Source organism: Pseudomonas sp. URMO17WK12:I7 (assembly GCF_003269045.1).
Taxonomy (GTDB): domain Bacteria; phylum Pseudomonadota; class Gammaproteobacteria; order Pseudomonadales; family Pseudomonadaceae; genus Aquipseudomonas; species Aquipseudomonas putida_J.
The window spans coordinates 21,343-36,383 of sequence record NZ_QLTL01000030.1 but is presented as its reverse complement, the minus strand read 5'-3'; the positions used below and the strand labels follow the sequence as shown (position 1 = coordinate 36,383).

Below are 15,041 nucleotides of genomic sequence, written 5' to 3'. Positions count from 1 at the left end.
CGCAAGCAGTTCCTGCGCCTGGGGCGCGAAGAAGGCTTCGAGGCCTTTGGGCATGTCGACATGCTGGTGAGCAAGGCGGCACAGGCGCAGGTCTGGCCGTTGGTGGAGCGCTGGTTGCGCGACCCGCTGCTGCCGGTGCATGAGTCGACGGTGATGCGCGAGCCTGTACCTGTTGGCTGAATCAGTCTCGCCTGTTCTGGCCTCTTCGCGGGTAAACCCGCTCCCACAGGGGTAGCACCGCTCTGAAGGGCTGTGCAGTCTCTGTGGGAGCGGGTTTACCCGCGAAGAGGCCAGAACAGGCGAAACATGACCGTCCGGTCCCGGATGACTGCGACGGCTTCTACGGTGTAGCCTTGGCCGATAACCGCTTTCGTTGTGACTGACAGGAGCTTCCCATGCAGCATTACGTAACGCCCGACCTGTGTGACGCCTACCCGGACCTGGTTCAGGTGCTGGAACCGATGTTCAGCAACTTCGGTGGCCGTGATTCCTTCGGTGGCCAGATCGTCACCATCAAGTGTTTCGAAGACAATTCGCTGGTCAAGGAGCAGGTCGAGCTCGATGGCAAGGGCAAGGTCCTGGTGGTCGACGGGGGAGGCTCGCTGCGCCGTGCCCTGCTCGGTGACATGCTCGCGGAGAAGGCTGCGAAAAATGGCTGGGAAGGCCTGGTGATCTATGGCTGCGTGCGTGACGTCGACGTGCTGATCCAGACCGATGTGGGTGTGCAAGCCCTGGCCAGCCACCCGATGAAAACCGACAAGCGCGGTATCGGCGACCTGAACGTGGCCGTGACCTTTGCCGGAGTGACCTTCCGCCCGAATGAATACCTGTACGCCGACAACAACGGCGTGATCATCTCGCCAAACCCGCTGAAAATGCCGGAGTGATGCGCAGTACGCGCTGATGGAGCTTTGATGTTCGAGGAAGACAACGCGCAGTGGGGGCTGGTGCATGCCCTGGTGCTCGATGGTGAAGGTGGCGCGCGTTCGATTGCCCGGACCGAGCTGGACGGCTTGCAGTTGCAGCCTCAGGAAAGCCTGTGGCTGCACTGGGACCGCAGTCATCCGCAAACCCGCACCTGGCTGTTGCATGACAGCGGCCTGAGCGAGTTTGCCTGTGACCTGCTGCTGGAGGAAAACACCCGGCCACGGTTATTGCCGCAGCCGGGGGAGCAGCTGCTGTTGTTCCTGCGTGGGGTCAACCTCAACCCGGGGGCCGAGCCCGAAGACATGGTCTCGGTACGCATTCATGCCCAGGCGCAGCGGGTGATTTCGCTGCGCTTGCGGCCATTGCGTGCCAGTGATGAAGTCCTGCAGCAATTGGAAGAGGGCAGGGGGCCGAAATCCGCGTCCGAACTGTTACTGTTGATGGGTGAGTTGCTGACCGAAAAGGTCCAGAGCCTGGTCAGCGACCTCTCCGAACTGGTCGACCTTGAAGAAGAAAAGGTTGAATCCGACGAACGGTATACCCCTGAGCAAGGCAGCTTGCAGCAGATCCGTCGGCGCGCTGCGGGCTTGCGCCGGTTCCTGGCGCCCCAGCGGGATATCTATGCCCAGCTGTCGCGCAGCAAATGGAGCTGGTCTTGCGATGCCGACGCCGATTACTGGAACGAGCTGAACAACAGCCTGATCCGCTACCTCGAAGAGCTCGAACTGACCCGCGAGCGCGCAGCGCTGGTGCTGGAAAGCGAAGACCGCCGGCGCAGCGAACGAATGAACCGGACCATGTACCGCTTCGGCATCATCACCTGTATCTTCCTGCCCATGAGCTTTATCACCGGGCTGCTCGGCATCAACGTCGGCGGCATTCCGGGGGCGAGCAACCCATACGGTTTCCTGCTGGCCTGCATTGTCGTGCTGGCCCTGGCGGTGGGGCAGTGGTGGTTGTTCCGGCGGTTGCGCTGGGTATGACGTTGCCGCGTTATCTTGAAACATCCGCCCCTGTGCGATGTGTGACCCGTCGCCCGGCCGTCTCGTCTCTGACTGATACTGCGCGAGGTGCCCATGCACGATCCGTTTGAACAATCCCTGCGTGACCTGCTCAATGCGTCGCCCTCCGGTGAGGAGCGAGACGATGCCGCGTGCCTGGGTCGCGTGCTCAAAACCGCCAACCGCCAGGTCGGCGCCGGTGATCTGTTCAGCCTGCTTGGCCGCTGGAGCCAGGCGTTGCTGATCGCCGTGAACAATGGCTCGGCGCACGTTGCGCCGGTGCGTCGACACTCTACCCGCAACGCTGCAGATGGCAGCAAAGCAGATAAGGCCGATTGAATATGGAACTCGATCTCTGGACCCAGAGCCTGGTCACTGCGATGACCGCCCTATGGACCAAGGTAGCGAACTTCATCCCTAACCTGTTCGGCGCGCTGGTCGTGGTGCTGCTCGGTTTCGTGGTGGCCAAGCTGCTTGACACACTGCTTTCCAAGCTTCTGGCCAAAGTCGGCCTTGACCGCCTGATGGCCGGCACCGGGCTGACCAAGATGCTTGGCCGGGTCGGCATCCAGGTGCCGATCTCGACCCTGATTGGCAAGGTCGTGTACTGGTTCGTGTTGCTGATCTTCCTGGTATCGGCCGCTGAATCGTTGGGCCTGGAGCGTGTTTCGGCAACCCTCGACATGCTCGCCCTTTACCTGCCCAAGGTCTTTGGCGCAGCGCTGGTGCTGCTGGCCGGCGTGCTGCTGGCGCAGGTTGCCAACGGCTTGGTGCGTGGCGCTGCCGAAGGTATCGGCCTGGAATACTCCGCAGGCCTGGGGCGCATCACTCAGGGCCTGGTGATCATCATCAGCATCTCGGTGGCGATCAGCCAGCTCGAGGTCAAGACCGACCTGCTCAACCACGTGATCGTCATTGGGCTGATTACCGTTGGTCTGGCCGTTGCGCTTGCGATGGGCCTTGGCAGCCGCGAAATCGCCGGGCAGATCCTGGCCGGCATCTACGTTCGCGAACTCTACCAGGTCGGCCAGCAGGTGCGGATTGGAGAGGTTGAAGGAATGATCGAAGAGATCGGCACGGTCAAGACGACGCTGTTGACCGATGATGGCGAACTGGTGTCGCTGTCCAATCGCGTGCTCCTCGAGCAGCGAGTCAATAGCCGCTAACCGCACAAAAGCTGTTAATGTATGCCGCCGCGAAATCAGCCCAAAGGGGCTGAGCGGCGACATTGACCTGACTGTCGGCCAGATCCGTTTTGAATAAAGTTCATTCGCCGCCCATGCGTTATGACCCCCGCGAACTCACCGACGAGGAGTTGGTGGCGCGTTCGCATGAGGAGCTGTATCACGTAACCCGCGCCTATGAGGAGCTCATGCGGCGCTATCAGCGGACCCTGTTCAACGTCTGTGCGCGTTATCTGGGGAACGACCGCGATGCTGATGATGTCTGTCAAGAAGTGATGCTGAAGGTGCTGTACGGTCTGAAGAACTTCGAGGGCAAATCCAAGTTCAAGACCTGGCTCTACAGCATTACCTACAACGAATGCATTACCCAGTACCGCAAGGAGCGTCGTAAACGCCGGTTGATGGATGCCTTGAGCCTGGACCCTGTAGAAGAGGCGTCGGAAGAGAAGGCTCCGAAACCGGAAGAAAAAGGCGGGCTGGACAAGTGGCTGGTGCATGTGAACCCGATCGATCGGGAAATTCTGGTGTTGCGCTTTGTCGCAGAACTGGAATTCCAGGAAATCGCCGATATCATGCACATGGGCCTGAGCGCGACGAAAATGCGCTACAAGCGCGCGCTAGACAAGCTTCGTGAGAAATTTGCAGGTCTGGATGAAACTTAGTCCCTTGTAAATATCTCTAACGGATCGGTGAGTTCTGCTAGACTTGCCGTCGAGTTGTCCCCCGGATGTTGGTGGGACTGCTTAACTATCACCAGATGGGGATTTAACGGATGAAATTGAAAAACACCTTGGGCTTGGCCATTGGCTCGCTCGTCGCAGCTACTTCGTTCGGCGTTATGGCTCAAGGCCAGGGCGCGGTCGAAATCGAAGGCAACGTGACCAAGCAGTACTACGACAGCGAGCGTAACTTCAAGAACGACGGCACCAATCCTGGTGTTCGTCTGGGTTACTTCCTGACTGACGACGTATCCCTGGACCTGGGCTACAACGAGACTCACAACGCTCGTGGCGAAGTCTTCAACAAGGACATCAAAGGTTCCAAGGCCAAGCTGGACGCTACCTACCACTTCGGTACCGTCGGCGACGCTCTGCGTCCGTACGTTTCCGCTGGTTTCGCTCACGAGAGCCTGGGCCAGGCCACGCGTAACGGCCGTGACCACTCCACCTTCGCCAACGTTGGCGCTGGCGCCAAGTGGTACATCACCGACATGTTCTTCGCCCGTGCCGGCGTAGAAGCCATGTACAACATCGATAACGGCAACACCGAGTGGGGTCCAACCGTTGGTGTTGGTCTGAACTTCGGTGGTAGCGGTGGCAAAGTTGCTGCAGCGCCTGCTCCAGTTGCCGAAGTCTGCTCCGACTCCGACAACGACGGTGTTTGCGACAACGTCGACAAGTGCCCAGACACCCCAGCCAACGTTACCGTTGATGCTGATGGCTGCCCGGCTGTTGCCGAAGTCGTTCGCGTTGAGCTGGACGTCAAGTTCGACTTCGACAAGTCGGTCGTCAAGCCAAACAGCTACGGCGACATCAAGAACCTGGCTGACTTCATGAAGCAGTACCCACAAACCACCACCGTGGTTGAAGGTCACACTGACTCCGTCGGCCCAGACGCTTACAACCAGAAGCTGTCCGAGCGTCGTGCCAACGCTGTGAAGCAGGTCCTGACCCAGCAGTACGGCGTAGAATCCAGCCGTGTTGACTCGGTTGGCTACGGCGAAACCCGTCCGGTTGCCGACAACGCCACCGAAGAAGGCCGTGCTATCAACCGTCGCGTTGAAGCTCAGGTAGAAGCCCAGGCCAAGTAATTGGTCTGAAGCTTCAATGAAAAACCCGGCCTCGGCCGGGTTTTTCTTTGCCTGGGTTTTCTTTTTTGTCTGTGCTGGCATTACCCAGCCATTGCCGCCCATGCCTTCATCACCTGCGCCCTAACCACTTCGCCGATCACCAGAATTGCCGGGCTGCTCAGTCCGAACGCCCGAGCATCCTCGACCATTCGCGATACATCGCTGCGACACTCCCGCTGCTGTGGCAACGACGCATTCTCGATCATCGCCACCGGCATCCCCGGCGCCATGCCGCCCTCCAGCAGCCCCCGGCGGATCTGCTCAAGCCGCGCCACGCCCATGTAAATCACCAGGGTCGTGCCGCCCTGGGCCAGTGCTGCCCAATTCAGTTCGCTGTCATCCTGGGTGTGCGCGGTCACCAGCGTCACCCCTCGGCTGACCCCGCGCGAGGTCAGCGAGATCCCGCACTGGGTGGCTCCGGCCAGGCCTGCGGTAATGCCGTTGACCAGTTCCACGTCGATGCCATGGCCTTGCAGCCACAGTGCCTCCTCGCCGCCCCGGCCAAAGATGCACGGGTCACCGCCCTTGAGCCGCACCACGCAACGCCCCTGCCGTGCATGGCGCAGCATCAAGCGCTGGATGAAGGCCTGTGGCGTGGAACGGCAGCCGCCGCGCTTGCCCACTGCAATTACCCTGGCGTGCGGGCAGTGCTCCAGTACGGCCGGGTTGACCAGGTCGTCGATCATCACCACTTCGGCCTGTTGCAGTGCGCGCACGGCCTTGAGCGTGAGCAGTTCAGGGTCGCCAGGGCCGGCACCGACCAGCCAGACTTTTGCATTCATCAGTGTTTCCTCATCGGCAAGGCACATTCAGCCCCTGAGCAGGGCGAACAGCAGTAACAGGTTGAACAACAGCGATAGCAGGGCCAGCGTTCGCCAGACTTTCAACGGCTCGCGCTCAAGCAGCGGGCGTGGGCGGTTGGGCAGTTCCTGGCGGTCACCGCGTTCGAGCAGCAGTAGCCACTGCTCAGCGGTTTCAAAGCGTTGTGACGGGTCCGCTGCCACGGATTGCTGAAGGTTGTGCTGCAGCCATTCGGGCAGGTCGGGGCGATAGCGTGAGGCATTGACCGCCTGGCCGAAGCGTGGGCGCTGGAACGCTTCAATCTCGCCGTAGGGGTAGTGCCCGGTCAGCAGGTGATAGAGCGTGACGCCCGCCGCGTACAGGTCCTGCCGTGGGCTGGGCGGTTGGCCTTCGAAGGCTTCCGGAGCGATGAACGAAGGCGTGCCTGGCAGCTCGTGCAGCGGGTCCTGGGAGAGACCGGGGCAATACGCCAGGCCGAAGTCCAGAAGGCGCAGCTGGCCGTCATCACCCAGGTGCAGGTTGTCGGGCTTGATGTCGCGGTGCAGCAGATTGCGCCTGTGCAGTACGCCGACCGCTTGCAGCAGCTGGCGGGCGACCTCCATCCACTGTGCCAGCGGTAACGGGCCATTTTCGGCGAAGTGCGCCGCGAGGGTTCTGCCACTGTGTTCGCGCATCACGTAGTACAGGTGTTGACGCCGGCCTGCGGCATGCAGCTCGGGAAAGTGACGGCCTGCGACCCGGCGCAGGAACCATTCCTCCAGCAGCAGGGCTTGAGCGGCGCCCGGTTCCTGTTCGCGGTCCTCGGGTAAAGTCTTCAGCAGCCATGGTTGGCCCTGCGCGTCACGCACACGGTAGAGCAGTGACTGGCGGCTGTGCGCCAGGCGCGTTTCGACCTGCCAACCATCGATCATCTGGGCGTCACGCAGCGGGCCCGGCAATGGCCACTGCTGCAGTTGCACCAGGGTGTCGCCGAGGTTGGCTGTGCCCAGTTGCTCGACCCGCACCAGCAAGGCGCTGGCGTTATCCTGGCTGCCGTTGTGCAGGGCGCTGGCAACCAGGGTGTCGGCGGCAGACTGCAGGTCGGGCTGCTCGCGCAGCACGGCCTGGATGTGTTGGTCGCCAAGGCTTGCCCATACGCCGTCGCTGAGTAGCAGGTAGCATTCGCCGGCCTGCAGTTCGCCGTCCAGATAGTCGACCAGCAGGTGCTGATCCAGCCCCAGCGCGCGCTTTAGCACGTGCTGCATGCCGGGCTGGTCCCAGACGTGGTCTTCGCTCAGGCAATGCAGGTGCCCGGCGTGCCAGCGATAGGCCCGGCAATCGCCCACGTGCGCCAGGGTGAAGCGGCGCCCTCGCAGGACCAGGGCGCTCAGTGTGGTCAGTAAAGGCTGGTTGCCTTGGGCGCGCAGCCAGCGGTTCTGTGCCAGCAGCAGGCGGTCCAGGGCCTGGGCCACGCCCCAGGTGGCGGGGGTGGCGTAATAGTCCATGGCCAGGGCCTGCAAGCTGGCGCGGGCTGCCAGGCCGCCGTCGGCACACTGGCTGACGCCATCGGCGAGGGCGAACAGGTAGCCTTTGCTGGCGGCCAGCTCCGGCGCAGGCGTGACCAGGCGCAGGGCGTCCTGGTTCTCTGTGCGTGGCCCGGTGGCGCTGGCCTGGGCAAAGCTCAGTTGCAGGCTCATGGCGCTGCCTCAGACCCGCGCAGCGGTAACGGCTGCCGAGCCCCAGGTGGTGCGCCAGCGTTGCTTGACCCCGTGCAGGCCGAACCAGGCGAGCAGGCCAAGGCTGGCGAACAGCCACAGGCCAAGCTGATAGTCGCCGGTATGCTGCTTGATAGCGCCGAGCCCTGCCGCCAGCAGGAAGCCGCCGATGCCACCGGCCATGCCGATCAGCCCGGTCATTACGCCGATCTCTTGGCGGAAGCGTTGCGGTACCAGCTGGAACACCGCGCCATTTCCGGCGCCGAGGCCGAGCATGGCACTGACGAACAACGCCAGGGCCGCTGCAGCGCTCGGCAGGTTGAAGCCGACTGCCGCTATGCAGATGGCGGCCACGCTGTACATGCCGAGCAGGGTGCGGATACCGCCGAAACGGTCGGCCAGGGCGCCCCCCAGCGGGCGCATCAGGCTGCCGGCGAACACGCAGGCGGCGGTGTAGTAGCCAGCGGTGACCGGGCTCAGGGCGTACTGGTCACTGAAATAGCCGGGCAGCGCGCTGGCCAGGCCGATGAAGCCACCGAAGGTGACACTGTAGAAGAACATGAACCACCAGCTGTCACGGTCGCCCAAGGCTTTCAGGTAGTCGGCTGCGGCCTTCGGCTTGGGCCGTTGTGGGGCATTGCGGGCGAGCAGGGCGAACAGCGCCAGGGTCAGCAGCAGCGGGAGCACCGCAACGCCGAAAACGTTGTTCCAGCCGAACGCAGCAGCCAGCACGGGCGCCAACAGGGCGGCGAACACCGTGCCGGAGTTGCCCGCGCCAGCGATACCCATGGCCTTGCCCTGGTGCTGTGGCGGGTACCATTGCGAGGCCAGTGGCAGCGATACGGCGAACGAGGCGCCGGCAACACCGAGGAACACGCCCAGCAGCAGGGCTTGTTCATAGGTGTGCACCCCCAGGTACCAGGCGCCGGCGAGGGCGACGATGACGATCACCTGGCCGATCAGGCCGGCGGTTTTCGGCGACAGGCGATCGACCAGCACGCCCATGACGAAACGCAGCACCGCACCAGCGAGAATCGGCGTGGCCACCATCAGGCCGCGTTGCTGGGCGCTCAGTTGCAGGTCGGCGGCGATCTGCACCGCCAGTGGGCCAAGCAGGTACCAGACCATGAAGCTCAGGTCGAAATACAGGAACGCGGCGAACAGCGTGGGCACATGCCCGGATTTCCAGAAGCTGGTACTCATCGAACACCTCACTCGGCAATGCAACGGAAACGAAAAAGACGCCGCTACCCGGTCCACTGGTGTGGAGGGGGAGCGACGTCTTTGTCGGGAGTTTTATGAGGCAACCGCCGTTGGCTACCGGTGGAATATCTTCAGCAAGAGCTGGGCCAACTCTGTGCCTTGCATGCACGATCCCTGTAGGAGCGGCCTTGTGTCGCGAACGGCTGCGAAGCAGCCCTGGCTATTTCAGCATTTGCCCGAAGACTGTGGGGCTGCTTAGCAGCCGTTCGCGACACAAGGCCGCTCCTACAAGGGGCGCGATTGCGGTGCTAGCCGAGCATTTCATGCATGGCGATGATCTGCTCGGCTACCTGGATGAGCTTCTGCTGCCGGCTCATGGCCTGCCGGCGCATCAGGGTGTAGGCCTGTTCCTCGTTGCAGTTCTTCATCTTCATCAGCAACCCCTTGGCCTGCTCGATGCGCTTGCGCTCGGCCAGTTGCTGGTCGCGGGCCAGCAGCTGGGCCTTGAGCGCCTGGTCGCTTTCGAAACGGGCCATGGCCACATCGAGGATCGGCTGCAGGCGTGCGGCATGAATGCCTTCAACGATGTAGGCGCTGACCCCGGCCTGGATCGCCTGGCGCATTACGGCCGGGTCGTGCTCGTCGGTGAACAGCACGATTGGCCGCGGCTGGTCGCGGCTGACCAGCACCACCTGTTCCATCACGTCGCGGTCGGGGGAGTCGGTATCAATCAGCACCACGTCCGGGCGCACCGTTTCGATGCAGGACGGCAGGTCAATGGTCAGGTCCGGGGCTTCGATCACCTCGAAGCCCGCTTCGCGCAAAGCGGCCTTGAGACGGCCAAGTTTGTTCCGGGTATCGTCGATCAGCAGTATGCGCAGCATGGCGATGCCCCTCACAAACCGATCCGGGCACCGGGCGTATCGCCCAGGGCGTGCAGGCGGAAGCTGCGGGCATAGGCATACGGGTCAGTGCCGTCCCAACGCACACCGTCGATCAGCAGGCTGCTGCGCATGGCTGACTCGGGGCATGGCACGCCGAGCGACGCGGCGGCCTCGCGGTACACCTGCAATTGCTGCACCTGGCGAGCCACGCCCAGGTAGTCAGGGTCATCGTGCAGCAGGCCCCAGCGGCGGAATTGGGTCATGAACCACATACCGTCCGACAGATAAGGCCAATTGGCGCGGCCTTGGTCGTACAGGCGCAGGGCGTGCCGGTCGTGCCAAGCGTTGCCCAGGCCGTCCTGATAATTGCCCAGCAGGCGCGGTTCGACATGTTCCAGCGGTGTGTCCAGGTAGGCGCTACCGCTGAGCAGTTGTGCGGTGCTGCGCAGGTTCTCAGGGCTCTGTTCGATGAACCGGCTGGCGGCGAGCACCGCCTTGATCAGTGCGCGTGCGCTATTGGGGTACTGTTCGACGAAGGCGCGAGCGCTGGCCAGTACTTTTTCCGGGTGGTCGGGCCAGATCGACTGGCTGGTAGCCAGGGTGAAGCCCAGGCCTTGGCCGACGGCGGCAGCGGCCCAGGGTTCGCCGACGCAGAAACCGTCGATGCGCCCAGCCTGGATGTGCGCCGCCATCTGAGCGGGTGGCACCACTACGCTGCTGACGTCATGCAATGGGTGGATACCCTGGCTGGCCAGCCAGTAATACAGCCACATGGCGTGGGTGCCGGTGGGGAAGGTCTGGGCAAAGGTCAGCCGTGCGCCATGCTGGTGCACCAGGTGCGCCAGTGCCTCAGGGCTGGTCACGCCTTTGTGCTGCAAGGCTGGCGACAGGTGGATGGCCTGGGCATTCTGGTTCAGGCCCATGAGCACCGCCATGTCGCTGGCTGGCACGCCACCGATGCCCAGGTGCACCGCGTAGACCAGGCCATAGAGGCAGTGGGCGGCATCCAGCTCGCCGCTGGCCAGCTTGTCGCGCAAGCCGGCCCAGGAGCCCTGGCGCTTGAGGTTGAGCGTCAGGCCCTGTTGCTGGGCGAAGCCCTGGGTGGCGGCGACCACCACCGAGGCGCAATCGGTCAGGGCCATGTAGCCAATGTTGAGGCTGGGTTTTTCCGGCGCGTCGCTACCGTTTACCCAGGCGAGAGGTGCTGTATTCACAAAGGTCCTCGCCCGTACTGAATAGGCTGTAGGCAAGCGAAGTAGCAACCCATGTGCCAAGCCCCTGTCATGCCAGGCGCGCGCTGGCTATAATCGCTGCCTCACTCACCCCGAGCCTTGCCCGCCCATGTATACCCTGGCCCGCCAGCTGCTGTTCAAGCTTTCCCCGGAAACCTCCCATGACCTGTCCCTGGACCTGATCGGCGCCGGTGGCCGGCTTGGGCTCAACGGTGTGCTGTGCAAGCAGCCGGCTGCGCTGCCGGTGACCGTGATGGGTTTGAACTTCGCCAACCCGGTAGGGCTTGCGGCGGGCCTGGACAAGAACGGCGCGGCCATCGACGGCTTCGCCCAGCTGGGCTTTGGCTTCGTCGAGATCGGCACCGTGACCCCACGCCCGCAGCCTGGCAACCCCAAGCCTCGGCTGTTCCGCCTGCCGCAGGCGGCGGCGATCATCAACCGCATGGGGTTCAACAACCTGGGCGTCGATCACCTGCTCGAGCGCGTGCGTGCTGCGCGCTATGACGGGGTGCTGGGCATCAACATCGGCAAGAACTTCGATACCCCGGTCGAGCGTGCGGTCGACGACTACCTGATCTGCCTGAACAAGGTCTATACCGAGGCCAGTTACGTCACCGTCAACGTCAGCTCGCCGAACACCCCAGGCCTGCGCAGCCTGCAGTTCGGCGACTCGCTCAAGCAGCTGCTGGATGCCCTGGCCGAGCGCCGTGAGCAGTTGGCCGCCGAGCAGGGCAAGCGGGTGCCGCTGGCGATCAAGATTGCGCCGGACATGAGCGACGAGGAAACCGCGCTGGTGGCCTCGGCGCTGATGGAGTCGGGAATGGATGCGGTGATTGCCACCAACACCACCCTGAGCCGCGAGGGAGTCGAAGCGCTGGAGCATGGTGGCGAGGCCGGTGGCCTGTCGGGTGCGCCCGTGCTTCAGAAGAGCACGCACATTGTGAAGGTGCTTGCAGGTGAGCTGGGTGGCAAGCTGCCGATCATCGCCGCCGGTGGCATTACCGAAGGCCGTCATGCGGCCGAGAAGATCGCTGCTGGGGCGAGCTTGGTGCAGATCTACTCGGGGTTCATCTACAAGGGGCCAGCGCTGATCCGTGAAGCGGTGGATGCGATCGCGGCAATGCCCAAGGCCTGACGGCGGGCATAAAAAAGGGCCCCTTCAAGGGGCCCTTGGGCCGAAGCCCGCCGCCCGGATAGGGCGCGCATGGTAACTCGAATTCAGTGTCCTCGATCAGCCAACGGCGTGATTTTCGTTGAGTCTATGGATGCCAGCGGTGCCAGTCATTCCGTCCCAGTTATCACCGCGACCTTCGCGCCAGCCGTTGATCCAGGCTTGGCGAACTGAAGGTAGAGTAAAGGGGCAAAGTTCGCGGGATTTGCCGGTGACCCCGTATTGGTAGCCACGTGAATATGCTCTTTCCAACGGATCACGCTTAAGTCTTCTCATAGGGTGTTGCCCTCACTTGTTGACTGTAATGTCCCGTCGGCCTCTCCGAGGCCGGGCAGAGTCGTTCTGCCGGTTTTGCGCTCGCTGCCGGCGTGGCGAGCTGAAGGTGCCGCCTCGTTGCGAAGCGGCCTGAGACCAGTTCTATCGAATGCAGGTCAACGTGTGAATGATCGATTTGTCATAAGCACGTAACCTTTCCAAGGGTGAGGGGATAAGTAAATAAATGCGACTCAACCTTGTTTGACGTTGAGCCCGCTATGATCAGGGTTTGCCGAACCTTGACGTCATTTCGCCAGCGTTGCTGGGGAATGACAGAAATATCTGGTAATGCGACGAAGGGTCACACTGGCCCCGAAGTCGACCGAAATTATTTGAACTGCCTGATGATCTAAGCTGTTTTTGCCACCTGGCGAGCGGCTGATCGATCAGGCGGCCCGGCCGTCCGGCTGCTATGAAGCAGTGGGGAAGGCCACCCGGACGCTTGCTGGAAGGGCGTTCGGGCAAACATCGGCAAGGCGATGCGTCGCCTCGTCACTTACATAGCCCAAGGCGCTGGAATACTCATGTCGGACCGTTTCGAACTCTATCTCACCTGCCCCAAAGGCCTGGAAGGCCTGCTTGCCGAAGAGGCCCGAGGCCTCGGCCTGGATGATGTGCGTGAGCACACCTCGGCCATTCGCGGCGCCGCCGACATGGAAACCGCCTACCGCCTGTGCCTGTGGTCGCGTCTGGCCAACCGCGTGTTGCTGGTGCTCAAGCGCTTCTCGATGAAGAACGCCGATGACCTCTACGATGGCGTGCACGCCGTCGACTGGGCCGACCACCTGGCTGCCGACGGCACCCTGGCCGTGGAATTCAGCGGCCATGGCTCGGGCATCGACAACACCCATTTCGGTGCGCTCAAGGTCAAGGACGCGATCGTCGACAAGCTGCGCAACCGTGAAGGCCTGCGCCCGTCGGTGGAAAAGGTCGACCCGGATGTGCGCGTGCACCTGCGCCTGGATCGCGGCGAAGCGATTCTGTCCCTCGACCTGTCCGGTCACAGCCTGCACCAGCGTGGCTATCGCCTGCAGCAAGGCGCCGCGCCGCTGAAGGAAAACCTGGCGGCAGCGGTACTGATTCGCGCCGGCTGGCCGCGCATTGCCGCTGAAGGTGGCGCCCTGGCCGACCCGATGTGCGGTGTCGGCACCTTCCTGGTGGAGGCGGCGATGATCGCCGCCGACATCGCGCCCAACCTCAAGCGTGAGCGCTGGGGCTTCAGTGCCTGGCTCGGCCACGTACCGGCGACTTGGCGCAAGGTCCACGAAGAGGGGCAGGCCCGCGCGCAAGCCGGCCTGGCCAAGCCACCCCTGTGGATTCGCGGTTATGAAGCCGACCCGCGGCTGATCCAGCCAGGGCGCAATAACGTCGAGCGCGCAGGCCTGGGTGACTGGGTGAAGATCTACCAGGGCGAAGTCAGCACCTTCGAGCCGCGCCCGGACCAGAACCAGAAAGGCCTGGTCATCAGCAACCCGCCGTACGGTGAGCGGCTGGGTGACGAAGCCAGCCTGCTGTACCTCTACCAGAACTTTGGCGAGCGCCTGCGCCAGGCCTGCATGGGCTGGGAAGCGGCGGTGTTCACCGGAGCCCCGGAGCTGGGCAAGCGCATGGGCATCCGCAGCCACAAGCAATATGCCTTCTGGAACGGCGCGCTGCCGTGCAAGCTGCTGCTGTTCAAGGTCCAGCCTGACCAGTTCGTCACCGGCGAGCGTCGCGAGGCCCAGGCCGACAATGGCGAGACCCGCCGCCCTGCAGCAGTAGCGAGCGAGCCGGCACGCCTGTCGGAAGGCGCGCAGATGTTCGCCAACCGCCTGCAAAAGAACCTCAAGCAGCTTGGCAAGTGGGCCCGGCGCGAGCAGGTCGACTGCTACCGCCTGTACGATGCCGACATGCCTGAGTATGCCTTGGCGGTCGACCTCTACCAGGACTGGGTGCATGTGCAGGAATACGCGGCCCCGCGCTCGATCGACCCGGACAAGGCCCAGGCGCGCCTGCTCGATGCCCTGGCGGCGATCCCCCAGGCATTGAACATCGACCCGCAGCGTGTGGTGCTCAAGCGCCGCGAGCGCCAGAGCGGCACCCGCCAGTACGAGCGCCAGGCGACCGAAGGGCGTTTCCAGGAAGTCAACGAAGGCGGCGTGAAGCTGCTGGTCAACCTCACCGACTACCTCGACACCGGGTTGTTCCTCGACCACCGCCCGATGCGCATGCGCATCCAGCGCGAGGCCAACGGCAAGCGCTTCCTCAACCTGTTCTGCTACACCGCCACGGCCACTGTGCACGCGGCCAAGGGCGGTGCGCGCAGCACCACCAGTGTCGACCTGTCGAAAACCTACCTGGACTGGGCGCGGCGCAACCTGTCGCTGAACGGCTTCTCCGAACGTAACCGCCTGGAGCAGGGCGATGTCATGGCCTGGCTGGAAGGCAACCGCGACAGCTACGACCTGATCTTCATCGACCCGCCGACCTTCTCCAACTCCAAACGCATGGAAGGGGTGTTCGATGTTCAGCGTGACCATGTGCAACTGCTCGACCTGGCCATGGCCCGTCTTGCACCGGGTGGCGTGCTGTATTTCTCGAACAACTTCCGCAAGTTCCAGCTCGATGAGCATGTGAGCACGCGCTATGCGGTCGAAGAAATCAGCGCCCAGACCCTGGACCCGGACTTCGCCCGCAACAACCGCATCCATCGCGCCTGGCGCCTGCAGTTGCGTTAATTCGACAAGGCGCATTGCGTGCCTAATGGCCAATAGCTATAACTCAGCACAGGGCCAGAGAAT

General features: G+C 63.1%; 14 protein-coding genes and 1 pseudogene. 9 read left to right on the top strand and 6 right to left on the bottom strand.

Annotated features, from left to right (window positions below; all coding sequences use genetic code 11):
* The 7 genes and pseudogenes from H040_RS26700 to H040_RS26670 form a co-directional block, all read left to right on the top strand.
* Positions 1–180, top strand: a pseudogene (locus H040_RS26700) (alpha/beta fold hydrolase); the annotation flags it as partial.
* Positions 181–395: 215 nt separating this feature from the next.
* A complete protein-coding gene (rraA, locus tag H040_RS26695) occupies positions 396–887 on the top strand; it encodes a ribonuclease E activity regulator RraA (RefSeq protein WP_027919407.1) in 492 nt (163 codons plus the stop codon).
* Positions 888–914: 27 nt separating this feature from the next.
* Positions 915–1,910 (top strand): zinc transporter ZntB, encoded by a 996-nt coding sequence (locus H040_RS26690; RefSeq protein WP_027919408.1) that lies wholly within the window; start codon positions 915–917, stop codon positions 1,908–1,910.
* Positions 1,911–2,003: 93 nt separating this feature from the next.
* Positions 2,004–2,267, top strand: a complete 264-nt coding sequence (locus H040_RS26685) for a hypothetical protein (RefSeq protein ID WP_027919409.1) — start codon at positions 2,004–2,006, stop codon at positions 2,265–2,267.
* Positions 2,268–2,269: 2 nt separating this feature from the next.
* Positions 2,270–3,094 (top strand): mechanosensitive ion channel family protein, encoded by an 825-nt coding sequence (locus tag H040_RS26680; protein ID WP_027919410.1) that lies wholly within the window; start codon positions 2,270–2,272, stop codon positions 3,092–3,094.
* Positions 3,095–3,207: 113 nt separating this feature from the next.
* Positions 3,208–3,774: an RNA polymerase sigma factor SigX gene (gene sigX, locus H040_RS26675; RefSeq protein WP_033696348.1), complete on the top strand. Its 567-nt coding sequence runs from the start codon at positions 3,208–3,210 to the stop codon at positions 3,772–3,774.
* Positions 3,775–3,884: 110 nt separating this feature from the next.
* Entirely contained in the window at positions 3,885–4,922 is a 1,038-nt protein-coding gene (locus H040_RS26670) for an OmpA family protein (protein WP_027919411.1), read from the top strand.
* A gap of 80 nt (positions 4,923–5,002) precedes the next feature.
* Here H040_RS26670 and cobA read toward each other — a convergent pair whose 3' ends face one another.
* The 5 genes from cobA to H040_RS26645 all read right to left on the bottom strand — a co-directional run bounded on the left by cobA (position 5,003) and on the right by H040_RS26645 (position 10,757).
* A complete protein-coding gene (cobA, locus tag H040_RS26665) occupies positions 5,003–5,743 on the bottom strand; it encodes a uroporphyrinogen-III C-methyltransferase (RefSeq protein ID WP_027919412.1) in 741 nt (246 codons plus the stop codon).
* A 27-nt stretch (positions 5,744–5,770) separates the two neighbouring features.
* Positions 5,771–7,438, bottom strand: a complete 1,668-nt coding sequence (locus H040_RS26660) for a bifunctional protein-serine/threonine kinase/phosphatase (protein ID WP_027919413.1) — start codon at positions 7,436–7,438, stop codon at positions 5,771–5,773.
* A 9-nt stretch (positions 7,439–7,447) separates the two neighbouring features.
* Positions 7,448–8,659 carry a nitrate/nitrite transporter gene (locus H040_RS26655; protein ID WP_027919414.1) on the bottom strand — a complete coding sequence of 404 codons (1,212 nt, stop codon included), beginning with the start codon at positions 8,657–8,659 and terminating at the stop codon, positions 7,448–7,450.
* Positions 8,660–8,967: 308 nt separating this feature from the next.
* On the bottom strand, positions 8,968–9,543 hold the full coding sequence (locus H040_RS26650) for an ANTAR domain-containing response regulator (RefSeq protein WP_027919415.1): 576 nt from the start codon (positions 9,541–9,543) through the stop codon (positions 8,968–8,970).
* A gap of 11 nt (positions 9,544–9,554) precedes the next feature.
* Entirely contained in the window at positions 9,555–10,757 is a 1,203-nt protein-coding gene (locus tag H040_RS26645; RefSeq protein ID WP_027919416.1) for a CmpA/NrtA family ABC transporter substrate-binding protein, read from the bottom strand.
* A 127-nt stretch (positions 10,758–10,884) separates the two neighbouring features.
* Between H040_RS26645 and H040_RS26640 the strand changes: the two genes are divergently transcribed.
* Positions 10,885–11,910 carry a quinone-dependent dihydroorotate dehydrogenase gene (locus tag H040_RS26640; RefSeq protein ID WP_027919417.1) on the top strand — a complete coding sequence of 342 codons (1,026 nt, stop codon included), beginning with the start codon at positions 10,885–10,887 and terminating at the stop codon, positions 11,908–11,910.
* A 96-nt stretch (positions 11,911–12,006) separates the two neighbouring features.
* On the opposite strand, the gene rmf is transcribed toward H040_RS26640, so the two are convergent.
* Positions 12,007–12,222: a ribosome modulation factor gene (rmf, locus tag H040_RS26635; RefSeq protein ID WP_079227119.1), complete on the bottom strand. Its 216-nt coding sequence runs from the start codon at positions 12,220–12,222 to the stop codon at positions 12,007–12,009.
* Positions 12,223–12,785: 563 nt separating this feature from the next.
* Between rmf and rlmKL the strand changes: the two genes are divergently transcribed.
* Positions 12,786–14,978: a bifunctional 23S rRNA (guanine(2069)-N(7))-methyltransferase RlmK/23S rRNA (guanine(2445)-N(2))-methyltransferase RlmL gene (gene rlmKL, locus H040_RS26630; RefSeq protein WP_027919418.1), complete on the top strand. Its 2,193-nt coding sequence runs from the start codon at positions 12,786–12,788 to the stop codon at positions 14,976–14,978.
* Positions 14,979–15,041: the final 63 nt, after the last annotated feature.